21 protein-coding genes are annotated in these 24,247 nt (G+C 67.4%); 17 read left to right on the top strand and 4 right to left on the bottom strand.

Annotated elements, in window-relative coordinates:
- Positions 1-33: 33 nt before the first annotated feature.
- From AB0M59_RS05805 to AB0M59_RS05755, 11 genes are all read left to right on the top strand, one after another.
- Complete coding sequence (locus AB0M59_RS05805) at positions 34-1,518, top strand: aldehyde dehydrogenase (RefSeq protein ID WP_364609349.1); 1,485 nt, start codon at positions 34-36, stop codon at positions 1,516-1,518.
- 80 nt (positions 1,519-1,598) lie between these two features.
- Complete coding sequence (locus AB0M59_RS05800) at positions 1,599-2,945, top strand: MFS transporter (RefSeq protein WP_364609346.1); 1,347 nt, start codon at positions 1,599-1,601, stop codon at positions 2,943-2,945.
- Positions 2,946-3,467: 522 nt separating this feature from the next.
- Complete coding sequence (locus AB0M59_RS05795; protein WP_364609343.1) at positions 3,468-4,460, top strand: NAD(P)-dependent oxidoreductase; 993 nt, start codon at positions 3,468-3,470, stop codon at positions 4,458-4,460.
- 156 nt (positions 4,461-4,616) lie between these two features.
- Positions 4,617-5,546: an amidohydrolase family protein gene (locus AB0M59_RS05790; protein WP_364609340.1), complete on the top strand. Its 930-nt coding sequence runs from the start codon at positions 4,617-4,619 to the stop codon at positions 5,544-5,546.
- 342 nt (positions 5,547-5,888) lie between these two features.
- Positions 5,889-6,230, top strand: coding sequence for a hypothetical protein (locus AB0M59_RS05785; protein ID WP_364609337.1), 342 nt, complete (start codon positions 5,889-5,891; stop codon positions 6,228-6,230).
- A 307-nt stretch (positions 6,231-6,537) separates the two neighbouring features.
- Complete coding sequence (locus AB0M59_RS05780) at positions 6,538-7,260, top strand: ABC transporter permease subunit (RefSeq protein ID WP_364609334.1); 723 nt, start codon at positions 6,538-6,540, stop codon at positions 7,258-7,260.
- On the top strand, positions 7,257-8,036 hold the full coding sequence (locus tag AB0M59_RS05775; RefSeq protein WP_364609331.1) for an ABC transporter permease: 780 nt from the start codon (positions 7,257-7,259) through the stop codon (positions 8,034-8,036). Before AB0M59_RS05780 ends, AB0M59_RS05775 begins: the two co-directional genes overlap by 4 nt.
- Before the next feature lie 3 nt (positions 8,037-8,039).
- Positions 8,040-8,906, top strand: a complete 867-nt coding sequence (locus AB0M59_RS05770) for an ABC transporter ATP-binding protein (protein WP_364609328.1) — start codon at positions 8,040-8,042, stop codon at positions 8,904-8,906.
- Between the two features lie 198 nt (positions 8,907-9,104).
- Positions 9,105-10,328: an ABC transporter ATP-binding protein gene (locus AB0M59_RS05765; protein ID WP_364609325.1), complete on the top strand. Its 1,224-nt coding sequence runs from the start codon at positions 9,105-9,107 to the stop codon at positions 10,326-10,328.
- On the top strand, positions 10,325-12,082 hold the full coding sequence (locus tag AB0M59_RS05760; RefSeq protein ID WP_364609322.1) for an ABC transporter permease subunit: 1,758 nt from the start codon (positions 10,325-10,327) through the stop codon (positions 12,080-12,082). Before AB0M59_RS05765 ends, AB0M59_RS05760 begins: the two co-directional genes overlap by 4 nt.
- Entirely contained in the window at positions 12,063-13,088 is a 1,026-nt protein-coding gene (locus AB0M59_RS05755) for an extracellular solute-binding protein (RefSeq protein WP_364609319.1), read from the top strand. The genes AB0M59_RS05760 and AB0M59_RS05755 overlap by 20 nt, the downstream gene beginning before the upstream one ends.
- Before the next feature lie 86 nt (positions 13,089-13,174).
- Here AB0M59_RS05755 and AB0M59_RS05750 read toward each other — a convergent pair whose 3' ends face one another.
- The 4 genes from AB0M59_RS05750 to AB0M59_RS05735 all read right to left on the bottom strand — a co-directional run bounded on the left by AB0M59_RS05750 (position 13,175) and on the right by AB0M59_RS05735 (position 17,331).
- Positions 13,175-14,188, bottom strand: a complete 1,014-nt coding sequence (locus AB0M59_RS05750; RefSeq protein WP_364609315.1) for a zinc-binding dehydrogenase — start codon at positions 14,186-14,188, stop codon at positions 13,175-13,177.
- Positions 14,189-14,247: 59 nt separating this feature from the next.
- Positions 14,248-15,597 (bottom strand): MFS transporter, encoded by a 1,350-nt coding sequence (locus AB0M59_RS05745; protein WP_364609312.1) that lies wholly within the window; start codon positions 15,595-15,597, stop codon positions 14,248-14,250.
- A gap of 83 nt (positions 15,598-15,680) precedes the next feature.
- Entirely contained in the window at positions 15,681-16,862 is a 1,182-nt protein-coding gene (locus AB0M59_RS05740; protein ID WP_364609309.1) for an MFS transporter, read from the bottom strand.
- A 67-nt stretch (positions 16,863-16,929) separates the two neighbouring features.
- Positions 16,930-17,331 (bottom strand): cupin domain-containing protein, encoded by a 402-nt coding sequence (locus tag AB0M59_RS05735; RefSeq protein ID WP_364609306.1) that lies wholly within the window; start codon positions 17,329-17,331, stop codon positions 16,930-16,932.
- A 150-nt stretch (positions 17,332-17,481) separates the two neighbouring features.
- Here AB0M59_RS05735 and AB0M59_RS05730 point away from each other — a divergent pair, with 150 nt between their 5' ends.
- From AB0M59_RS05730 to AB0M59_RS05705, 6 genes are all read left to right on the top strand, one after another.
- Positions 17,482-18,417, top strand: a complete 936-nt coding sequence (locus AB0M59_RS05730; RefSeq protein WP_364609303.1) for an ABC transporter substrate-binding protein — start codon at positions 17,482-17,484, stop codon at positions 18,415-18,417.
- An 81-nt stretch (positions 18,418-18,498) separates the two neighbouring features.
- Positions 18,499-19,467 carry an aldo/keto reductase gene (locus AB0M59_RS05725; protein ID WP_364609300.1) on the top strand — a complete coding sequence of 323 codons (969 nt, stop codon included), beginning with the start codon at positions 18,499-18,501 and terminating at the stop codon, positions 19,465-19,467.
- A gap of 103 nt (positions 19,468-19,570) precedes the next feature.
- Positions 19,571-21,034, top strand: coding sequence for an aldehyde dehydrogenase (locus AB0M59_RS05720; protein ID WP_364609297.1), 1,464 nt, complete (start codon positions 19,571-19,573; stop codon positions 21,032-21,034).
- A gap of 72 nt (positions 21,035-21,106) precedes the next feature.
- Entirely contained in the window at positions 21,107-21,646 is a 540-nt protein-coding gene (locus AB0M59_RS05715; RefSeq protein WP_364609294.1) for a cupin domain-containing protein, read from the top strand.
- Between the two features lie 156 nt (positions 21,647-21,802).
- Positions 21,803-23,167, top strand: coding sequence for an MFS transporter (locus tag AB0M59_RS05710; RefSeq protein ID WP_364609291.1), 1,365 nt, complete (start codon positions 21,803-21,805; stop codon positions 23,165-23,167).
- A gap of 82 nt (positions 23,168-23,249) precedes the next feature.
- A complete protein-coding gene (locus tag AB0M59_RS05705; protein WP_364609288.1) occupies positions 23,250-24,233 on the top strand; it encodes a MaoC family dehydratase in 984 nt (327 codons plus the stop codon).
- The last annotated feature ends 14 nt before the right edge of the window (positions 24,234-24,247 follow it).

Below are 24,247 nucleotides of genomic sequence, written 5' to 3'. Positions count from 1 at the left end.
CGGGTAGCCAGGGCAAGGAAGGAATATCGAAAGATGTCGATCGAGTCGTATTCGATGCTCATCGACGGCGAGTGGTGTGTGAGCTCGGACGGTGGGACGTTCGAGTGCACCAACCCGTTCACCGGCGAGGCGTGGGCGAGGGTGCCTCTCGCCACCCGCGACGATGTGGACAAGGCAGTCACCGCCGCCGAGCGTGCATTCACCGAGGGACCGTGGGCGTCATCGACCCCCAAGCAGCGCGGCCAATTGCTGCGTAAGCTCGCCGAGCTGGTTACCGCCCAAGCCGATCCGCTCGCGCGCTTGCTCGTCCAGGAGAACGGCAAGCTGATCCGCGAAGTCGGCGGCCAAGCGCGGGCGCTCGCCGACAACTGCAACTTCTTCGCCGGCGTCGCGGAGATGCCGACCGGGGAAACGCTGGCGAGCAGTATCCCGCACATGGAGGCGTTCACGCGGCGCGAGCCAGTAGGCGTCGTCGCGGCTATCACGCCGTGGAACAGCCCTCTCACACTGCTGATCATGAAGCTGGCGCCAGCTCTGGCTGCGGGCTGCACGGTCGTCGTGAAGCCGTCGGAGGTCACGCCGGTTTCCACGCTCGTCCTCGCGCGCCTGATCGAGGAAGCCGGTTTCCCTGCGGGCGTGGTCAATGTGGTCACAGGTCCCGGTGATGTCGGTGCCGCTTTGGTCGAGCACCCCGGGGTCAAGAAGATCTCGTTCACCGGATCCACCGCGGTCGGCAAACGGATCGCGGCCACCGCGGCGAGCCGGATGGCCCGGGTGTCGCTGGAACTCGGCGGCAAGTCGCCGAACATCGTGTTCCCGGATGCAGACCTGAGCAACGCCGTCAACGGCGTCATGGCCGGGATTTTCGCGGCAACCGGTCAAACCTGCCAGGCCGGATCCCGGGTCCTCGTGCACGAGGAAATCTACGACGTCTTCAGCAAGGCCGTTGTGGAGCGCGCTTCGCGGATCAAGCTCGGCGATCCGCAGGATCCGGCCAGTGAAATGGGCACTGTCGCCAGCAAGGCGCAGCACGAGAAGGTACTACGGTACATCGACATCGCCAAGAGTGAAGGTGCGCACCTTGCCGCGGGCGGGAAGCGACCGGACGATCCGGCGCTGGCTCGGGGTCTCTTCGTGGAACCGACCGTGTTCACGAAAGTCACCAACGACATGCGCATCGCCCGGGAGGAAGTCTTCGGCCCGGTAGCGTCGATCATTCGCTTCACCGACGAGGACGATGCAGTGCGGATCGCCAACGACACGTCATTCGGTCTTGCGGCCGGTGTCTGGACGAACGACGTCGGGCGTGCGCACCGGATGATCCGCAAGCTCCGCGCGGGCACGGTGTGGATCAACAACTATCGGCAGGTGAACCACGTCGGACCCTTCGGTGGCTTCAACGAATCCGGAATCGGCCGGGAGAACGGGCTTCACGCGGTCGACGAGTACACCGAGGTCAAGACGGCCTGGATCAACACAGGAGGGGTCATCGCGGATCCCTTCAACCCGCGGGCTTGACCGCCGGCCGAACAGTCTTCTGGGAGTCCTGCCAGGCCCTCTGCCCGTCCATGCGGCCGGGTCACAATGTTGTGGAGGAAATGACCATGCAGGAGCAGTCGCCGGTAACTGAACGGCAATCCGATGTCGTTCCGGCTGTGACGCCGCGAACGATGTGGAAGGTCGCGTCCGTCAGCCTGATCGGCAACATGATCGAGTTCTACGACTTCTTCATCTACGCCACTGCCGCGGCGCTGGTGTTTCCGCACACCTTTTTCCCGGCACTCGGGAGCGCGGCAGGGACGGTTGCGTCGTTCGCGACACTCGGCGTGGCCTTCGTGGTCCGCCCGCTCGGTTCGGTTGTCTTCGGGCATATGGGCGATCGGCTCGGCCGGAAGGCGACGTTGGTCATCACCCTGCTGATGATGGGTGTAGCGACCCTGCTCGTAGGCCTGATGCCGACTGCCGCGCAGATCGGCGTGCTGGCCCCGGTCCTGATCGTGCTGCTCCGCGTCCTGCAGGGCCTCGCCGCAGGCGGGGAGTGGGCGGGCGCAGTGCTCTATGCCGCGGAGTACGCCCCAGGGAACCGGCGCGGCTTCTGGAGCAGCTTCCCGCCGGTCGGCGCGGGATTCGCCCTGGCGACGGCCAACCTGGCGTTCATCCTGGTCGGCCTGAGCATGGACCAGAGTGCGTTCATCAGCTATGGGTGGCGTATCCCCTTCCTGTTCAGCACCGTCCTCGTCGCCGTAGGCCTCTACATCCGGCTGCGCACTGCCGAGACGCCGATCTTCAAGCAGCACCTCGCCGCCGGTCGACCGGCGCGTCTCCCACTGGCTGACGTGATCCGCTTTCAGCCTCGTCAGGTCCTGCTGGCTGCCGGCGGCGTGATCAGCGTCTTCGTGCTGTATTTCACCGGTTCGACCTACCTCGTCAACTACGGCACGACGGTCCTGAATCATAACCGGAACGCGGTGCTCACGATCGTGATGGCCGGTGGCGTCGCATACTCAATCGTCTGCCTTGGATTTGGCCGGCTATCGGACAGCTATGGTCGGCGCCGCATGCTCATGGTCGCGGTAGGGCTCGGCGTCGTGTGGTCGTTCGTCGCGTTCCCGTTGGCGAAAACGGGATCGCTGACGGCGTTCGCTGCGGTCGTGATCGGGTTCCTCGCGATCAGTGGCGCCGGGAACGGACCGCTGGGTGCATTTTTCTCTGAGCTGTACCACACCCACTATCGGTACACCGCCGCGGCGCTGAGCTACAACATCGGCAGCGTGGTCGGTGGCGGTATCGCACCGCTGATCATCGCGTCGATCGCCGCGTCGTCGGGCACTGCCGCACTCGCCTGGTTCATCGGGGCACTTGGCCTGACCAGCCTGGTGTGCCTGGCTTTCTTGACCGAGACACGGACCCACCGCCTGGACGCCGCTGACCTCGCTCGGCAGTGATCTGGCCCGCCGCCTCAAGGCCCAAGCGCACCGATCATGATCGACTGGGAAGGAGGAGAATGGCATGCTCCAAGCGCGCCGGCCTTGCGATCACCGAAGTGCTTGCTCACGAATTCGCACAGTTCAAGATCCCGGTCGGGGTCAGCGTCGTCGGGCCTGGGCCGGTTGCCACCCCTCCCATGCTCGGGTGACCATACCGGGAGAGTCAGCCGATGTATTCCCGACGGTCGAGCGGACCCTGAATTTCGTCGCCGCCGAGGACGTGGCTGTGGCGACGTTGTCAGCCATCGAAAACGGAGACGAGTCCGTCTTGGTCGACAAGGCGGCCGCCGACTACGTCCGCGGTCAGCTGACCGCCTGGCGCGAAGCGATCACGAGCGCTACTCGCGAACGCCCAGGTCAACCTGCCTTCAGAATACGAGTTCCCGCCCCTCCGACCGGCGAGACTCCTGTCCGACCCGATGAACGGGCCGTCGTACGAACGAGGCGCGTATGTGCCGCGAGATAGGAAGGAACGATGACATGTCCCAGTCGGTTGCCCAGCCCGGAGGGCCCGTCCTGGTCACGGGCGCGGCCGGATTCCTGGGTGCGCGAGTCGTCGAGCAGCTCGTACGGAGTGGGCGTGAGGTGCGTGCCGTCGATCTCGGTGCCACCGAGCGGTCGACTGGGCTGTCCGACCTGCCCGGCGTCACCGTGCACCGCGTCGACGTGCGCGACACGGATGTCGTCGAGCCGATAGTGCGAGGGACCGAAGCGATCGTGCACCTCGCAGCTCTGCGTCCCAAGGCCACGCAGAGCCGGCCGCACGAGTCGTTCCAGGTGAACGTCGAAGCGTCCTACGGCTTGCTCCGGCTCGCGGCCGAGAACGGGGTGCGCCGGATCGTCTTCGGTTCGTCGCACAGCGTGTACGGCTCGTTCGCGAAGCCCCGGCCGTTCCGCTGGCGCGAGGACGACTTAGCGCCCGGTGCGGACCTCAGCATGTATGGAGCGAGCAAAATCGCGGTCGAGGCGTACCTGAACGCATTCGCCGCCGCGGGCGGCCCGAGCTACGTCTCAGCTCGATTGGCCACCTTGTACGGACCGCATTCCAATCGTGACAACTCCTTGGCAGGCATCATGCTGGACGTACTCGCGGCCGTCGGCCGAGGCGAACGGCCTGTGGTGCGGTGGGCGCCCGCGGCGCTCCATGATCTCGTCTACGTGGACGACGCCGCCCGCGCCGTCGTCGCCGCGCTCGACCTCCCCGCGGCGGAGGCGAACCTGGCGCTGAACATCGTCGGAGAGCCTGTCAGCTCGGTGCAGGTCTTCGAGACGCTCGTCGAGCTGGGCGGCGGCGACCCGGCTGCCATCGACTGGAGGCCCGAGCTGAGCCGCTACCAGCTCACCAGCCCCGACCTGATGCGGTCGGTGCTGGGTCCGGTGATCACCACGGATCTCCGGACTGGCCTGGGCGCCTTCGTGGACTGGGCGGCGTTGCTCCCGGCCACGGACGATCTGGCCGCTACCACGCTCTGAACCGCCGATGGGCGACACGAGAGAGAAGTGCCTGTGGCCATAGATGCTCACTTCCTGCGGCGGTCTCCATCCGGAAGACCGGATCAGTTCGGCGTGATCTTTCCCCCCGATACCGCCTGGCTGGCTACGACGCCCGCTGAACCATCATTGATCACCGTGCCGGTTATCGACGCGCACCACCACCTGTGGAACCTGCCCGCCTACGACTATGACCCGCCTGAGCTGCTCGCCGACCTGGCCGAGACGCCAGCGGTGTCGGGCACGGTGTACGTCGAATGCCATTCGCATTACCGCACCGACGGGCCGGAGTACCTGCGACCGGTGGGGGAGACCGAGCACGTGGTGGCGCTCACGGCCGGCAGCGACCCAAGGATCGCGGCCGGCATTGTCGGATTCGCCGACCTGGACCTTGGCGAGGCGGTCACGGAGGTGCTCGAGGCCCACATAGAGGCCGGTGCAGGCCGGTTTCGCGGTATCCGCTTCGGGACGGGCTGGGACGACAGTCCCGAGATCCAGAACACGCAGACCGCGCGTAGGCCCGGCATGCTCACTGAGGCCCGGATCCACGCTGGAGCCCGTCGCCTGGCCGAGCTGGACCTGTCCCTCGACGTGTGGCTGTTCCACCGGCAGCTGGGTGAGGTCGCCACGCTCGCGGATGCGGTGCCGGATCTGCGGATCGTGCTCGACCATTGCGGCGGACCACTCGGTTACGGGCCCTACGCCCGCCACCGCCGCGAGCACTTCGCCGAGTGGCGGAGAGGTCTGCGCGAGCTGGCCGCGCGACCGAACGTGGTGTGCAAGGTCGGGGGACTGCTCGCAAGGGGAGCCGCCTACGACTATGTGAGGTCCTCGACGCCGGCTGGCTCCGCAGAATTGGCTACGATTTGGCGGCCGTGGGTCGAGAGCTGCATCGAGGTGTTCACACCCAGCCGGTGTATGTTCGAGACCAATTTCCCGGTAGACAAGATGGGCGTTCGATATGGGACGCTCTGGAACACCTATGCCCGGCTCGTGAGCGGCGCGTCCGAGGCTGAGCGTCAGGACCTATTCAACGGGACGGCGCGGATGCTCTACCGGCTCACCTAGATTTCGGATCCAGTTCTGGCGGTTAACGTGGCTCATGGCGCTCTGGTTCCCGCGACTGGCGGCGCGCCCTGGTTCGCGGCGGTGTTCCTTTCGCTGGTGTGCGCTGGGATTGATCGGCGGGCTGTTGCTGCCCGGGCGGCCGTCGCTCGGCAGATTGGCGGGTCGGCGGATGGAGCACGCCGTCGTGACCGAGTCGGCTTGAGACCGTGGAAGTGACGGTTCTCGTGCTTGGCCACGGCGGCTGGCCGTTGGGCTAAGGCCCGTTCGCCCGCGGAGTTCGCGTGGTGATGCCGGGGTCCGGGAGCTCGCCAGGAGACCGGGCATCACTGCAAGATCGGTGGCTTGCTCACCCGTGGTGCCGCCTTCGACTGCCTGCACGCACCGGTCTCGCCCACCTCGACCAAACTCACCGAGATCTGGCGGCCGTGGGTGGAAACCGCGGTCGAGACGTTCGGTGCCGACCGCTGGATGGTGGAAACCAACTTCCCGGCGGACAAGATGGGCACCGGCTACCCGAACCTGTGGAGCTGCTTCGCCCGCTTTGCTGCCCGTGCGTCGGACGTGGAGCGAGCCATTCTCTTCGGGCGGAACCGCGCTGGCGGTTTACGAACCGTCCTGAGCCGATGGCGCACGACGGCTTCGGATCGGCGAGCCCTCCGGTCACCCGCTCGCCGAGGCCGGTGACCAGCATCGATAGCGCCGCGACCGCATCGTCGGGTTTCCCGCGCCACCGAGGTCCTGGTCGAAATAGTTTCTCCGCGTGATAAAGGTCAAACTATTGCACTCGTGTCAACTCTGTGCTTTTCTGTGCTGTGAGTGGCGCCACATGATCAAGATCGAGCGCCCTTCTCTGGACCCGGAGGACTCATCGATGTCCGCTGTCACTGTTGACACACCCGACGGCACGCCGTCGGCGCGGCCGCCGTCTCGCGCGAGGCCTAGCTGGTGGGCGACCCCGTGGTGCCGTGCCTTGATCGGGCTCGGGGGATTCATGCTGCTGCTGGACGTGCTGCCCCGGCTGGGCGTCGTGGACCGGCAGTTCGTCCCGCCGTTCGGCGATATGGCCGCCGCGTTGGGCGAGCTGGCGTCCACACAGGACTTCTGGTATTCGCTCGGAGACACGTTGCGAGGCTGGGGCATCGGCTTCGCCGTCGCGATGGTCGCCGGTGTCGTGGTCGGTGTGCTGATCGGGAGTGTGCCGGTCCTGCGCGAGATCACGGCGTCGACCATCGAGTTCCTTCGCCCGATCCCTTCGGTCGCGTTGATCCCGTTGGCCGTGCTGCTCTTCGGAACCGACTTGCGCGCGACGCTGATCCTGGTCATCTACGCGTCGTTCTGGCAGGTGCTGGTGCAGGTTCTGTCCGGCGTCCAGGATGTTGACCCGGTCGCCGAGCAGACCGCCCGCTGTTACGGGCTGCGGCGGCTCACCGTGGTCCGAACGGTCATCTGGCCGACCGCACTTCCCTATGTCATGACCGGATTCCGGCTCGCGGCCACCGTGGCCCTCGTCCTCGAGATCACCGGTGAGCTCATCATCGGCACACCCGGGCTGGGCAACCGGATCGGGTTGGCTCAGTCCGGGGGCCAGATCCCCACCATGTACGCCTTGGTCATCGTCGCCGGTCTGCTCGGTGCCGGCATGAACGCGGTGGCCCGCGCCGCCCAGGCGAGGATGCTGCGGTGGCACCCCTCGATTCGGCGGGAGCTCACATGATCCGCGTTGTCGCACGGCGCGTGCTGGTGGCGGTCGCGCTGCCCATCATCCTGGTCGGCATCTGGTGGTCGGTCACGCAGAGCAGCACGGACGTCTTCTGGCCGCCGCTGTCGAAGATCCTCAGCTCCTTCGCGCCGACATGGTTCGAGGGCCGGCTCACCAGCGACGTCGTTCCCAGCCTGGTGCGGCTGGCCGTGGGTTACGGCATCGCGGTGATCGGGGGAATCGCCGCCGGTACCGCGATCGGTTCGTTCCGGATGCTGCGCGAGATCCTCGAACCCATCCTGGAGTTTCTCCGTGCGGTGCCGCCGCCGGTGCTCATCCCGGTCATCATGTTGTTCGCCGGCATCGGCAACACGATGAAGATCGCCGTGATCGCTTTCGGCTGCGCATGGCCGGTCCTGCTCAACACGGTGGAGGGCGTCCGCAGCGTCGACGAGGTTCTCCGTGACACCGGCCGGATCTACCGGCTGCGCCGGCGGACCGGCCTCGCCAAGATCGTCCTGCCCGCCGCCGCCCCGCAGATCGTCGCCGGCGCACGCCAGGCCCTGTCGATCGGAATCATCCTGATGGTCATCAGTGAGATGTTCGCGGCGACCAACGGGCTCGGCTTCACGACCATCCAGTTCCAGCGCACCTTCGCCGTCCCACAGATGTGGACGGGCATCCTCCTGCTCGGGATCATCGGCGTCGTGCTCGCGTTCTTGTTCAAGCTCGTCGAGCGACGTGTCCTCGCGTGGTACCTCGGCATCCGGCAGACTCAGCGGAAGGGTTGATCCATGACGACCACACCCGTGTCCATCGATGCCGCGGGCGATCGGGACCGTACGAAGTTCAACCGCGACCGGCCAGTCCTGGCCGTCGAGCACGTCCAGAAGACCTACCGCAGCAGGGAGCGCTCGGTCGAGGCGATCCGAGATCTTCATTTCACGGTTCAGGCCGGCGAACTCGTCTGCATCGTCGGCCCCTCCGGAGCCGGCAAGACAACCCTGCTCCGCTGTATCGCCGGTCTCTTGCCGGTCTCGGGGGGCACGGTGGTCTTCGAGGGAGAGAAGGTCAGCGCCCCGCCTGCGGGGATGGCGGTGGTGTTCCAGGAGTACGCCCGCAGCCTGTTCCCGTGGATGACCGTCAGGCAGAATGTGATCCTGCCGCTGAAAGAGAAAAAGGTTCCCAGGGCCGAGCGGGCCCGACTGACTGACGAGGCACTGGCGGCCGTCGGCCTGGCCGACAGCCACGACGCGTATCCGTGGCAGCTTTCCGGCGGCATGCAGCAGCGAGTCGCCATCGCGCGGGCGGTGGCCTACGAGCCGGACATCCTCATCATGGACGAGCCGTTCGCCGCCGTGGATGCGCAGACCCGCGCCGAGCTCGAGGACCTCGTCCGCGAGCTGTGGCGCCGCCTCGGCGTCACCGTGCTGTTCGTGACGCACGACATCGACGAGGCGGTGTACCTCGGTCAACGGGTGCTCATCCTCTCCAACCGGCCGACCGTGATCCTCGAGGATGTCGCCATCGACCTCCCCGACGACCGCAACCAGCTCGAGACGCGTTCGGATCCGGTCTTTGCCGCCCACCGGGCGCACATCTACGGGCGGATCCAGGAAGCCAAACGCGGCACCGCGCCGTCCCGGCCGAGCAGCGACTGAACAGGGCCGGGCATCGGCACCGGCTCAGCCGGATTCCGCGCCTCGCAACGATTCCTCCGCCGCGGTCTACCGAACCCTGCCGGTCTCCGTTTCGGCACGAAGACCTCGTCAGGATCCCCGCTGCCGGCACGAGCCGGCGAGCAGCCGCTGACCATCGATCCGGTCACCATCAATCACTAGAGGACACGAGGAAGACCCATGACAGATGCCCTCGTCGAGGCGATGCGAGAAAACGACACACAGACATCGCAACGAGCGTTGGTGTCGGTGGCGGGACTGACCAAGTCGTTCGGGCGCCGCGGCAACGAGGTGCATGTCCTCCGCGACGTCGATCTCGAAGTCGCTGACGGCGAACTGCTCGTTCTCCTCGGCCCGAGCGGCTGCGGGAAGACCACCCTGCTGCGCTGCCTCGTCGGCCTCGAACGGCCGAACGCGGGTCGGATCGAGCTGGGCGGCGCCTGCGTGGTCGACGCGGCGCGCGGCGTGTTCGTTCAGCCGAATCGACGCGACGTGGGCATGGTTTTCCAGAACTACGCCCTGTGGCCCCACATGAAGGTCCGCAAGAACGTCGCCTACCCACTCCGTTCTCGAGGCCATACCGCAGCCCTCGACGATGGGAGGGTCGAGGAGGTCCTCGACATCGTGCAGTGCCGCCACCTCGCGGACCGGTATCCGCCTGAGCTCAGCGGGGGGCAGCAACAGCGTGTCTCGCTCGCGCGTGCGCTGGCTCCGCGACCGGCTTTGCTGCTGCTCGACGAGCCGCTCAGCAATCTCGATGCGCTCCTGCGCGTCGAATTGCGTGCGCAACTGCGGCTTCTGCATCGCGAACTGGGCTTCACTGCTGTCCACGTCACGCACGATCAGGAGGAAGCGATTGCCCTCGGCACCCGGGTCGCGGTCATGAACGCGGGCCGGGTCGAGCAGATCGGCGAGCCCCTCGACGTGTACCGCGCTCCTGCGAGCGAGTACGTAGCCGACTTTCTCGGGGCCAGGAATCGGATCGAGTTGCGAGCGGAGGCGTCCGGCGCCGTGCTTGCCGGCCAGCCCATTGCCGGTCTGGTGCGCGACGGCCTCCGCGGCTCCTTCGCCGTCAGGTTGCGGGATGAACACTTGTCGGTGCGTCCGGGAACAGACGACGGGTCTGGGGCCCACGCGGACGCGACCACGGCGTGGCTCCGTGGCGGACGCGTCGTCGAACTTCTCCCGGGTGTCGAGACCAGCGAGTGCGTCGCCGAGATCGGCGACCTCCGGCTGTTCGCCCGGGTGTCCACGGGATCGGCCGACGTACGACCGGGCGAGGCCGTGGACGTCGGGTTCACGATCGGCAAGGCACGCTGCTACGCCAAGGATGACGGCCGGCTCGTTCCGGGCTGGGCGGATCGCCGCGGCCGCGCCGATCTCGCCCTGGGGGTGCCGTCGTGACCACAGACGTCCGCAGCGGTGACACCGCAGAGGACCACGCCGTCGGTGCACCGAGCACACGTGCGCCAGGTTGGACCCCCGCGGCGTTCGCACGCCGGCTCAGGCGCCAGGCACCGTGGCTGGTCCTCACCGTCCTCGTCGGCTGCGTGATCCTGCTTCCGGTCGTCCCGTTGCAACAGCGCGCCTTCGCCGACCGTGCCGCCGGCATCCGCGGAGCGCTCGAACTCGACGACGTCGCGGGGATGTTCGTCAGAACTCTCCTCCTCGGCATCGGGGCCCTGGTCGTCGCCTTGCTCGTCGGCACAGTCCTGGCCTTGTGCATGAACGCGATGTCGCCGCGGATGCGCAAGTACCTGGCCTTCATGCCGGTCCTGCCGATGATCATCCCGGGTGTCGCTCATGTGGTCGGGTTCGTCTTTCTCTTCTCGCCCGAGAACGGGTACGTGAACTCGCTCCTGCGTGCCACGCCCTTCTTCGGTGGCGATTCCGGCCCGATCAACGTCTACAGCCAGTTCTGGATCATCGTCTACACCGGTATCAACCTCGCCGCGTTCGTCTACCTGTTCGTCTACGCGGGCCTGCGGAACCTCGGAAATGACTACGCTCTCGCCGCACGCGTCAACGGCGCCGGGCCGTTGCGGATCCTCCTGACCGTGACGCTCCCTCTGCTGCGGCCGGTTTTCGTCTACGCAGGGGCGGTCTGCTTCCTGCTCGCGCTCGGTCAGTTCACCGGCCCCCTGATCCTCGGGCGGCGAGAGGGGCTCGACGTGCTCACGGTGCGCATGTTCGAGCTTTCCGCGCAGTACCCGATCGACTATGCCACCATCGCGGCGCTCGGCACACCGCTCATCGCTCTCGCGCTCTTGATGGTCATGGTGCAACGCCGGCTGATCGGAAACCAGAACCGGTTCGTCGGAACCGTGAGCACGGCATCGCCGCACAGCACCAGCCGATGGGTCAGTATCGGGTCCGCGTCCATCGTGCTCGTCTTCACCGCATTGTCGGCGCTGGCGCCACTTGTGGCACTCGTCTTCGTCGCGCTCTCGCCGTTCTGGAGCGGGTCGGTCTCGTTCGGTGCGCTGACCCTGCAGAATTTCTCCGAGATGTTCCAGGATCGGGTGTTCGTGCAGTCGATCATGAGCAGCACGTTCGCATCGGTGATCGCCGTCGCAGTCGTCCTCCCGCTCGGCACCTTGATCGCGCTCGGCATCTACAACCGCGACCGCCTCTGGCGCCCGCTGCCGGCGATACTCGACCTCTTCGCCAACATTCCCCTGGCGATGCCCGGAGCGCTGCTCGGTTTCGGCTTCCTCTTCGCCTACTCCAGCCCGTCGGTGGGTCTCTATGCCACGAAGACCGGGCTCATCCTCGCCTACATCACGATCATGGTGCCGTATGCGGTGCGCTACCAGCTGGCCACCCTCGTCGCGCTCGGCCGCACCACCGTCGAGTCTTCGCGCGTCAGCGGCGCCGGCGCCCTGCGGACGTTCCTGCGCATCGTGCTGCCGCTCGGACGCGCCGGTATGGCCTCGTCGGCGGCCATCATGTTCGTGCTGCTGATCCACGAGTTCGGCGTCTCGCTGCTGATCCGCTCGGCCAAGGTCAACGTGATGTCCGTGGTCTTGTTCGAGCAGTACGACGCCGGCGGCTACCCGCAGGTCGCGGTGATCGCGATCGCGATGACTGTCATCACCGCCATCGGAGTCTTCGTTGCCCTGCTGTTCGGAGGTAGCCGTGCGCTCGAGCGTTTCTGAACCGCGGATAGGCAATTTCGTGGGCCATGCGCGCAAGTTCGTCGCGATGGTCGTGGCCGCGATCTCGGTCACCACGCTGACCGCATGCGGCCCGGCCGCCGGCTTCTTCGGCGACGGGGGCCGGACGGTCCGCGTCTACAGCGTTGCGGCGCCGTCGCAGAACCAACGGCTCGAGCGCGCGTTCAATGCGTCTCATCCCGGGATCACTCTCGAGGTCATCCGGGGCGCCTCGGATCTGGTGCCCAAGGTGGACGCGGAAATCGCGACCGGTGCGGACGGCGCGGACATCTTCATCATGTCCGGCGACTCGTGGTTCCTGAGCAACAAGAAAAATCTGGCGCCAGTCACCGGCGCTGCTGCCAAGACGTACCCTGGCTGGGGAGTCAACGGCTTCGCGCCGATCGTGTCGTACTCACCGTTCAGCATGATTCTCTGGAACACGAACGCCTTTCCCAAGGGCTTCGAGACCTGGCACGATCTGCTGGCGCCGGAGGTCAACGGCCGGTTGGGCGTACGAGACACGATGAGCGCTGTGCTCGCTTCCTACCTGCAGTACCTCCAGGACAAGAACGGTCCCGGTTATCTTCCGGCACTGGCCAAGCAGAATCCGAAGTTCTACCCCTCTCTGATCCCGATGGCACAGGCTGTGGCGTCCGGGGAGATCGGCGTCGCCTACACGGCCAGCCCGGCGGTCGTGCACGATCTGGAGAGCCGGGGAGCGCCGATCGACTCGGTGCTCATCAAGGACGGCTGGGCCTCCCCGTTCATCGCCGGCATCCTCAAGAAGTCTCCCCACCAAGCTGACGCCCAGGTCGCCATGGACTACTTGCTGTCGCCCGAGGGGCAGCGGGTGTTCAACGGAAGCGGCGACGCAGGCAGCCCGATCCGCGGACTCGACGGCACGATCGACACAACGCACATGCGTGTTCTCTCCCACGAGAACACGCCGCCCAAAGTGGTCAAGGAGTGGGGCGTGCGGCTACGCACGATCTTCAATCGGGCGTGAGGCAGCTGCGCCGGCCGGTGTCCAAGGGGGAGCGAGTGGTGGAGGCCGTTTGCGGCGTCCACCACTCGCTTGCTTTGGCGGCGCGACTAGAAGAGGAACACGCCTTTCCCGCTGCGCTGCTGATCGAACGAGGCGTACGCCGCATCCGCCTGGTCGAGCTGCCAGCGGTCGGTGAACAGGCGGCCGACCGGGAGGTCATGGCGGTCGGCGAAGTCGACGCAGCGGATCAGGTCGGAGATCGAGAGCGTCCAGGAAGTCATGATCGTGGCCTGCGTGCGAAGCAGCGCCGTCACGTCGACCTCGAACGGCCTTCCGCCGAGCCCGACGAAGCAAGCACGGCCCCAGGTGGCGAGGCAGGCGAGCACATCGGTCGCCGCGTGCGGGACACCCGAGGTTTCCAGCACGTGTGAAACACCGATGCCGCCGGTCACGTCTCGCACGGCTGCTTCGACCGGAACCTCACGGGGGTTGATCACCTCGGCCGCGCCTAAGTCGCGGGCCATCTGCAGGCGGCCATCCTGGACGTCGACCGCGATCACCCGGGCACCGAGGGTGGAAGCGATCATCGTCGCCGACAGGCCGACCGGCCCTTGGCCGGACACAAGCAGGTCCGAGCCGGCAAGATCGCCCAGCCGACGGAGAGCACCCCACGCCGTGCCGGTACCGCATCCCAGCGCCGCACCGGTTTCGTAGCTCATCGACTCGGGCAGGCGCACAAGGGTAACGGCCGGCACCGTCATGTACGGCGCGTGCGAACCGTGGGCATCGGCGCCGTACCGCACGGTTCCCTCGCGGCACAGCTGGTACCAGCCGGAGCGGCACTGATCACACACTGTGCAACCCCCGTAGTGGTGCACGGTCACCCGGTCGCCGACGCGGGCCAGACGTGGATTCACCCCGGCGCCCACTTCCTGGACGATGCCGGCGGGCTCGTGCCCCGCGATGCATTGTGGAGGGCTCTCGGACCGGTACTGGTGGAGGTCACTACCGCACATCCCGGAAGCCATCATCCGGATGACGACCTCGCCTGGTCCGGGGCTGGGGTCGGGGAACTCCGCGAGTTCGAGTGAGCGCTGTCCGGGAAAGACGATGCCCTTCATTCCTTTTCCTTCCGCATCGGCGTTGACGGGTGATGAGGAGACTGCGGGCGCAAGGACTGTCAGGCCTCGACGTGGGCGAGCTCGCGATCGCCGGCCTCGCGCAAGCCGAGCACACAGAGCACACTCAGCAGGCTGAGGACCGCGACCAGCACCCCGTAGGCCGGAGGGCCGAACGTGGAACTGATCGACGCGGCGAACAACGGCGGGACGGCGCCGCCCAGAATTCCGGCGAAGTTGTAGCAGAAGCCGGTCGCGCTGTACCGGTACTGCGTCGGGAACAGCTCCGACAGGAACGCGCCGAGGGGGCCTGTCGCACACCCGGTGATGAACATGGTCCCGCACATGGCGGCTCCCAGCCCCATGAGCGTGCCGGAACTGGCGATCGAGAAGAGGACCAGCGGGTAGACGACGGCGCAGCCCCCGGCGACGAGCATCAGCCGGCGGCGTCCGAAGCGATCGGCCACGGCACCGGTGAGGAAGATGCCGACGGTGTAGAACACCGTGGCCACGAGGGCGACGAGCAAGGTGGTGGACCGGGCGACGCCGAGCTCGGTCGTGCCGTAGTTGGTGAGGAACGTGATGCCGAGGTAGTACGACGAATAGATCATCAGCATCATTCCGGAGGCGAACACGATCTGGCGGGGCTGCGCGCGCAGGGCTTCGGCGAACGGCACCCGGGTGACGCCGTGCGCCTTGACGTGCGCTTTGAACACGGGCGTCTCGTCAATGGTCAAGCGCGCCCAGAGCCCGACGGCCAGCAGGCCGATGCTCGCCAGGAACGGGAGCCGCCAGCCCCAGCTCAGGTAGTTCTCCTGGCTCATCCCGAGGCTGCCGCCCACGACGAGGGCACTGCTGATGATCGCGCCGAACCCGCCGCCGAGCGAGGCGAACATCGACCAGAACCCCCGGCGTTCACGCGGGGCGCGCTCCGAGGTCGTGAGCACGGCACCGGCCCATTCACCACCCACGGCCAAGCCCTGCGCGAACCGCAGGGCGACCAGGACGATCGGCGCGGCGACCCCGATCTCGGAGGCGGACGGAAGGCAACCGACGAGCACCGTCGACAGCCCCATGACGACGAGGGTCGTGATCAGCGTGCCCTTCCGGCCGAGCCGGTCGCCATAATGTCCGAAAAGGACACTGCCGAAGGGGCGCGCGACGAAGGCGACGCCAAAGGTCGCCAGCGACGCGGTCAAGCCGGCCGCACTCCCGAGCGCGGGGAAGAAGACGTGGGGGAACACCAGTACGGAGGCGAGCGCGAACAGTCCGAAGTCGGCGAGCTCGATCGTCGTGCCGACGCCGCTGGCGATCGCCAGCTTGCGCATGGTGGTGCTCGGCAACGGATCCGTGGCCGGGCCGGCTTTCGGCGCGACCGCACCGGAAGGCAATCTGCCGGGTCCTTGACTCATGGATGTTCCTTCCCTCTTGTGCCGCGGCGGACCGATGCAGGGCTGTGGCCGCGGTCGAACTGTGGTGTCTGAGCTGAGGTCGGTCAGTCGCCTCCGGCGCCGCGAGCACGGTGGACGAGCACGCCTCCGACCGCCAGCAGAGCGGCCGGCCCCGTGAATGCCGCGGCCACGCCGGCCGGGCCGGCGAGGGCACCGACGATGAGCGGCACGACGGTTTGCCCCAGCCGGTTCCCGGCGAGCCGCACGCTCATGGCGGTGCCGTGGATCTCCCGGGGCACCTGGCCGGCGACCCAGCCGAGGGTGATCGGCTGGCACAGGCCGAGACCGAGGCCGCTCACGGCCATGATCCCGTACAGAGCTGGCACCCAGGTCACGAACGGCAACATGCCCAGCACCAGTGCCGGGACGAGCATGCTGATCGTCAGCAGGCGCCGGCGGCCGATCCCGGCGATCAGGCGGGTCATGGCGAGCCGCCCCAGCATCGACGCGACGCCGTGGGCCGCCAGCAGCAGGCTCACGGTCCGGACCGAGATGCCGTGCTCGGCGCCGTACGCGGGCAAGTAGGCGGCCAGGAGGTCAATGGCCGAGAGGGTGGTGAAGCTGGCGAGGAGCGCCACCGGAACGCTGCGGGCACGCAGAACCTCGCCCACGGGGGAGTGGGTGCGCCTGGTCACCGGAGACCGGGAACGCGGCCCGGGGCGGCGGAGCAGGCTGGCTACCGCGACCAGGCCGATCACACCGACGACCACCACAGTCGCGTACACCCGGCCGCTGTTGGTGACTTCGCCGCTTCCTTCCATGGCCGTGACATTGCCGACGAGCAGGCCGCATGCGGCCGGGGCGATGAGCTGGGCCGCGGAGTTGACCAAGGTGTAGGTCGCGAACCGACGTTCCCGGACAGCCGTGGTCGCGCTCTTGGCGACGAGGGTCTGAATGCCGATGGAGGCGCACAGATGGCCGATCCCGAGCGCCGCGCTCGCCGCGACGAGTGTCGCGACCGTGTCGGCGGCGGCCACGGCAACCGGTACCACCGCCATGACCGCCGTGCCGACGACGACAAACGGGAGTTCGCCCCAGCGATCGACGGCCCGGCCCATCGGCAGTGCCGCGATCAGGGACAGCGCCGAGAACGAGGCAGCGATGAAACCGAGTTCGGCGACGCCGGCGTGCCGTGCCAGTGCCTCGTAGGAAAGAAAAGGCCGGATGGCGAACACGATGAACTGCACGGCGGCCGTCACCACGAGCAAGCGGGCGAACGAGGTCACGGGAACCGTCACCCGCTCGCAGGCAGCACCACGCCGTGCCCGCCGGCTTCTAGCGTGGGGATGGCGATCAGTGGCCACCGCCGTACTCGGCTTCGGTGACCGCCTGCTCCCAAGCCGTGTCGCCTACGGTCACAGCCGTGTGAAGCAGGTAGCGATCGTTTGAGGCGCCGTGCCAGTGCCGCACCCCGGGAGGGGTCCACACCATGTCGCCGGCCCGGACGGTGACCGTCTGAGCCTCTTCGCCGACGTATCCCTCGCCGGCGACGATGATCAGGAGCTGTCCTCCGACGTGCGAGTGCCAATGGGTTCGTGAGCACGGCTCGAAGAAGACGTTTCCGACGGCCACTCCGTCCTTCGGTGCCATCAGCAGGTCACGCCAGGCCTGTCCGGTGAATGTTCCCGTGGCGACCTCGGAACGGCCGCCGGATCCGCCACGTACGACTGTCAACATGGCACCCAGTCTCGGCACGTAGTGCCTGCCTGTCAATAATCTGACAAATTAAATGCCAGACTCTTGCGTTGCTGGTCACGGAGTGCTTCCATGTTGGCCCGGGCGCAGCTCTCCGGCAGGTGTGCGACGCCGCCCCTTCGCTGAAAGGTTTCCACCATGAAGAGACTCATGGCCGCGGCGGTGGCAGCGGCGCTTGCATTGGGTTCGGCCGGCTGCGGGGGAGGAGGCGCAGCGACCGGCAGCAACGGCCTCGAGAAGGTCGTGTTCGGGCTGGCGCCGGTCGCGCCCGCCGGTGCCTTCCAGGTCGGCATCGACCAGGGGTTTTTCAAAGCCGAAGGCATCGAGCTGGAGCTGAAGGTCGTGCAGGGTGGCGCCGCGGTGCTCCCCGGAGTGATGTCGGGCAACCCGATGTTCGCCACGTCGAACGCGATCACCCTGCTGACTGCGCGAGACCAGGGAATCCCAGTGAAGATCGTGTCGAACGCGTCCGCTGACAGGGTGCCGCCGGCGAAGGGGCTGTACGGCGTGGTCGCTCGCCAAGGCTCGGCGATCAGGACGACCGCCGACCTCAAGGGGAAGACGGTGGCGATCAACACGCTCCGCGGGCTCGGCGAGTTCACCGTGGGCGAAGCCGTCAAAAAGGCAGGCGGCGCGCCCGGCGACGTGCACTACGTCGAACTACCCTTCCCGGACATGGCGGCCGCCCTCAAGAAGGGCAATGTGGACGCCGTATGGGTTCCCGAACCCTTCCTCACGTCGTTGACCACGGACGGCACCGGGCAGTTGGCGGGCTACACGACGCAGGAATCCGTGCCTGGGCTCGCGTCGTACGTGTTCACCTCCGAGCGGACCGACGCCGATGTCGTGGCGCGGATGACCCGGGCGCTGAAGAAGACGTTGGACTACGCCGAGGGACACACGGACAAGGTGCAGGCGGCGGCCACTGTTCTGAGCGGCATCCCGCTCGCGACGCTGCAGAAATCCGGCATGGAGAGCTTCGGCACCGATCTGCACACGGACACGCTGTCGGCCGTCGGGAACCTGATGCAGCAACGGGGGTGGATCAAGGACGGCGCCGGAGCGGTGAAGGGCCTGTTGCCATGACCGGCGGTGTTCCGGGTGAGGGCAGTCCCGGAGCCGGCGCGGACCGGGTGGGGCAACGACAGAAGACCGGGGTGAGGACCGATGGAGTACTGCCAGCTGGGCCGGAGCGGGCTCACGGTGAGCCGGCTGTGTTTGGGCACGCTTAACTTCGGCTTCAACACTCCGGAGCCCGAGTCGCACGCGATCATGGACCACGCCCTCGATCTCGGCATCAACCACTTCGATACTTCCGACGTCTACGGCCAGTTTCCCGGAGAACCCACCGAGTCGGCGACGGAGCGAATCATCGGCCGCTGGTTCGCGAAAGGGGGCCGGCGGCGCGAGCGGACGGTGATCGGGACAAAGGTGTACGAACCGATCAGCAGCTGGCCCAACGACGGCAGGCTCTCCGCACTCCACATCCGGCGCGCGTGCGACGCCTCCCTCGAACGACTCCAGACCGACTACGTCGACATCTACCAGATGCACCACATCGATCGGCGCACTCCCTGGGACGAAATCTGGGAAGCGATGGACGTCCTGCGCGCCCAGGGCAAGATCCTCTACATCGGTTCGTCGAACTTCGCCGGCTGGCACCTCGCGCAAGCGCAGGAGGCCGCGCTCGCGCGATCCATGCTCGGCATCGTGAGCGAGCAGTCGATCTACAACCTGGCCACCCGGGACATCGAACGGGAGGTCCTCCCCGCCGCCGAGGCCTACGGGATCGGCGTCATGGCGTGGTCCCCCCTGCATCGGGGCATGCTCGCGGGAATCCTCGGCAGCGACGTCGCCGGCACCCGCTACCGGCCCGCGCAGCTCGAGGCTCATCGTGGACAGCTGGAGAAGTACGAGGCGATGTGCGGGGAGATCGGTGTCGCGCCCGCCCGGGTCGCGCTGGCATGGCTGCTTTCCCGTCCGGGCATCACGTCCCCGGTGATCGGTCCACGCGCCGAGGAAGACCTCGACTCCGCCGTCGCCGCGCTCGACGTCCAGCTCGACGTGTCGGTCCTGGGCCGCCTCGACGCCATTTTCCCCGGATACCGGACCGCTCCCGAGGACTACGCCTGGTGACCCGCGGGGCCCGGAGCACCGGCCGGCGAAGACCCGGCTCATCAGCATCGCTGTCAACACGAGGAAATCCGGCTGGTGGCCGGAAAGCTGCGAAGGGAAGCGAATGGTGCGGCAAGACCGGGCGGACCGGCTGTTCATCGGCGGCCGGTGGGTGAGCGGGACCGGCGAGGTACTGGAGGTCGTCTCGCCGGCAACCGAAAAGGTGATCGCGCGGGTCCCGTCCGCTTCGAAGGCGGACGTCGACGCGGCCGTGCGGGCTGCGCGGCTCGCCTTCGACGACGGTCCGTGGCCGCACACGCCGCTTGCCGAGCGGCTGGACCGGATACGTGAGCTGCGCCGGCTACTGGCGGACAACCAGGAGACGATCGCGCGCCTCATCACCGACGAGATGGGGTGCCCGATCACGCAGTCGCGGGCCGTCCAGGCGACGAACCCGCTCAGGGTGATCGACGCCTACATCGATATCGCGCACGACTACAAGTTCCGCGAAGTGCGCCGGTCGGAGACCGGCAATGCCCTGGTCACCCGCGAACCAGTGGGTGTGGTTGCCGCTGTCGTGCCGTGGAACGTGCCGCTCGGCATCAGCGCGCAGAAGGTGGTTCCTGCGCTCATCGCGGGATGCTCGGTCGTGCTCAAGCCCGCGCCGCAGACGTCCCTCGACGGCTGCTTGTTCGCTGAGCTCGTCGAGAAGGCGGGCTTCCCCGACGGGGTGGTCAACGTGGTCCCGGCCGAACGCGAGGCGAGCGAGTACCTCGTCTCCCACCCGGGCGTCGACAAGGTGACGTTCACCGGCTCGACGGCCGCCGGACGGCGCATCGCCGCGCTGTGCGGGCAGGATATGCGGCGAGTCACCTTGGAGCTCGGCGGAAAGTCCGCCGCCATCCTCCTCGACGATGCCGACCTGGGCCAGGCGGTCGAGACGCTGCGGATGGGAGCGTTCCGCAACAACGGCCAGATTTGCACCTTGAAGACCAGGCTGCTCGTGTCTTCGCGGCGTGAACAGGAGCTGCTGGAGCGAATGGAAGCCCTTGTCGCCTCCATGCCGGTCGGTGATCCGCAGGACGAGGCCACCGAGATCGGCCCGCTGTTCAGCGCCCGCCAGCGAGACACGGTGGAGGGGTATCTCTCCGCGGGGCGTGCCGAGGGGGCGAGGGTCGTCGTCGGGGGTGGCCGGCCGCGGGACCCGGGTCAGGGCTGGTTCGTCGAGCCGACGGTGTTCGCCGGGGTCACTCCGGACATGACGATCGCGCAGGAAGAGATCTTCGGCCCGGTCGTGTCCGTGATGACCTACGAGGACGAACAAGAGGCGATCGCCACTGCGAACGACTCGCAGTACGGCCTCAGCGGAGCTGTCTTCACCGGCGACCTCGAGCACGGGCTCCGCGTCGCGGGCCGGTTGCGTACCGGCGTGGTCGAGCTGAACGGAAGCCCGATCGGCCTGCTGGCGCCGTTCGGTGGTTTCAAGCACAGCGGCATCGGTCGAGAGAACGGCCCGGAGGGTCTCGATTCCTACACCGAGCCGCGGTCGGTCGGGCTCCCGGAGAATCTCGCCGTGTCGTTGTCGTAGGGCGCTCGCACGCCCACCCGCCCCCTGGCGCGAGGTGCCAGGTTCAGCAGATCGAATCCCAGGAGCGAAGCCATGAGTGACAGTGACGAGCCGACCCTCGCCCGGGTGGTGGTGACGGGCGTGGCCACTGACGGCCGTTCGGTGATCACCAGCGACGGGCCCGCGCGGCCGTGGACCCGCAGGCCGACCGGCACGCTCGTGATGGATCTGTGGCGGGCCGACGCTCTCCCGATTTCTGTGGACGCCCGCTCCACGGCCACGGACGAAGTCGTGCTCTCCCCACCGCCTGAGGGATTGGTCGTGCGTACCACCATCTTCCCGCCGGACAGCTCGATCTCGCCCGAGGCGGCTGCCGCCTATGCCGCGTCGATGGCCGATATCTACGGTCCTCAGGGCGGCGCCGAACCTGCTGTCCCGGGCATGCACACGACGGAGACGATCGATGTCATGACGGTGATCGAAGGAGAGATCTGGGCGGTGATGGAAGACGGCGAGACTCTTCTGCGTGCCGGCGACACGATGGTGCAGCGGGGCACCAGGCACGCTTGGCAGAACCGGAGTGACCGTCCGGTCAAAGTGGTGACGACGATGCTTCCGGCCAGCCGCACCTGACCGGATCCTTGGGGTGCTGCCACGAGAAGCATGATCCCGATTTCGGGAAGCACGATGACCGGAGAATCTGCGCGGCGCTTGGCCCCGCCGCACCGTCGAGCCGGGCTTCGAGGCCCGGTCGCGACCGTTGAGACGCGTCGAATCAAAGGAGATCACGTGAAACACGCCAGCGATCGCCGGAAGCTGCTCGGCGGAGCCATCGGAAACATCGGCGAGCAGTTCGACTACTCGATCTACGCGCTGGTGGCCCCCACGCTCGCCACACATTTCTTCCCCGGCACCAACTCGGTCGCCGCGCTGCTGAGTACCTTCGCCGTCTACGCCTTGTCCTTTGTGGCCCGCCCCTTCGGCGGGGTGCTCTTCGGGTACATCGGCGACAAGCACGGCCGGCTCGCAGTGCTGACCTGGACGGTGGTCCTGATGGGCGGCGGCACGATGCTCGTCGGCCTGCTGCCCACCTACGAGACCATCGGTGTCGCCGCCCCGATCCTGCTGGTGGTGTGCCGGCTCCTGCAGGGCTTGTCCCTCGGTGGCGAGACCACGGGTGTCGAAAGCTACATCGCGGAGTCGGCTCCGGACGGCAAGCGTGCTTCGTGGATGGCGACTGTCATGTCGTTCGTCTACTGGCCGGCCGCCGCGGTCGCTGTCTTCGTCCTGGGCGTCCGTTCCGTCATGAGCACGGCCGCTTTCGACAGCTGGGGCTGGCGCATCCCGTTCCTGCTGGGCGGTGCCGTGGCGGTCGTCGGGTACGTGCTGCGCCGGACGCTGGACGACCCCGATGAGTACAAGGAAGCCAAGGCTGAGTACCAGCAAACCGCTGACGCGGGCGAATCGAAGTCCGTCGTCCGCGCCTTGGGTGCCTCCTTCGGCACCCGGAAGTCGATGTTGCTGGTCATCCTGTTGCAGCCGCCAATGGCGATCGCCGCTTACCTGCTGACCGGGTACATGTACACCTTCGTCGTCCGGGAGGGTGGGCTTTCGCCGATGCAGGGCCTGCTTTCGAACTCGGCCGCCATCGCCGTGCTGGCAGCACTGTTGCCGGTCATGGGCAGGCTGAGTGACCGGTTCGGTCGCAAGCGCATGTACCTCGGCGGTGCGATGTGGTTGTTCCTCACGGCGTACCCGGCGTTCCGGCTCGCTGGAGCAGGCAACGTCGCCGCGGCTTTCGGCGGCCAGGTGCTGCTCGCCATCGGGATCTCCATCTACGCGTCCGCATTGTTCGTCGGCATGGTGGAGCTCTTCCCCACGGCGGTTCGCTGCCGCAGCCACGGCATCTCGTACAACATCTCGGTGGCGCTCTTCGGCGGGACCACGCCGCTGATCGCCACCGCGCTCATCGGCGGCACGGGCAGCCCGGTCGCGCCCGCCTTCTACGCGATGGCGATGATCGCCGTCATCGGGCTGGTGGGGGTGCTGCTGGTGCCGGAGACCAAAAACGTCAGCCTGCGCTATTCCATCTTCGAAAAGCCGGACGGCGCGCGGTCCACCGCCTCGGCGGACACGCCGGTCCGCAGCGTGTGACCATCAGCCCGGCGCTCTGCTTCCGTCTCCGCAGGGCGGTACTAGCGCGTGTTTGTATTCCTGACCAGCCAAGGAACCCAGCATGTACACAGTGGAAGGCCGGTACTTCGAGGAGCTCGCTGTCGGCCAGGTCTTCGACTGGGCCCCGGCGGTGACCCTCACCGACGCGCTCGCCTCGGCCCACCAGGCGATCACCGGCGACCGGCTGCTGCTGCCGCTCGATCACCACCTGGCGCAGGAAGTGACCGGCGAAGGCACGCCGGCGCATCCAGCCCTCGTGTGGAACATCGCCATCGGCCAGTCGACGCTGGCCACCCAGCACGTCAAGGCGAACCTCTTCTACCGCGGCCTGGTGCTGCGCCGGTCGCCGCTACTGGGCGACACTTTGCGGACCAGCGTCGAAGTGGTCGCGCTGCGGCAGAACAAGCCGCGGGAAGGCCGCCACCCGACTGGGCTCGCGGCTCTGCGGATCACCACCACCGACCAGCACGGCCGGCCGGTGCTCGATTTTCAGCGCTGTGCGATGGTGTCGTTGCGCGACGGCGCGGTCCGGACGGGCCACAACGATCCGATGGCGGACACCACGGCTCGGCTCTCCCCGGCGATCCTGGCGGAACCTCTGCGGGGCTGGAAGCTCGACCGGTTCGCGGCCGGGACTCGCCCGGGACCGGAAGTCGCCCTGGAATCGGGGAAGACGTACGAGATCGGCGGCGGCGACGTCGTCACCAGCGCGCCGGAGCTGGCGAGACTTACCCTGAACATCGCCTCGGCGCACCACGACGCTCGCGCCGCCGGTGGTGAACGCCTGGTTTATGGCGGCCACACGATCGCGGTGGCACTGGCGCAGGTGACGCGGGCGTTTCCGCGGCTGGTCACCGTCCCCGGCTGGTACGGCTGCGATCACTTGGGGCCGGTCCGGGAAGGGGACACGCTCCACAGCTCGGTCACGATCGAGCGTGTGCGGGCGTTGCCGGGACCGGGGAAACTCGCGGACCTGCGGTCTCGAGTGCGCACCGCGGACGACCGGGACGTCCTCGACTGGCGGTTCGTGGCGGTGATCGTGTGATGACGGGCGTGGAG

The organism is Amycolatopsis sp. NPDC051371 (assembly GCF_040682155.1).
Taxonomy (GTDB): domain Bacteria; phylum Actinomycetota; class Actinomycetes; order Mycobacteriales; family Pseudonocardiaceae; genus Amycolatopsis.
This window is presented reverse-complemented; position numbering and strand designations above follow the sequence as displayed.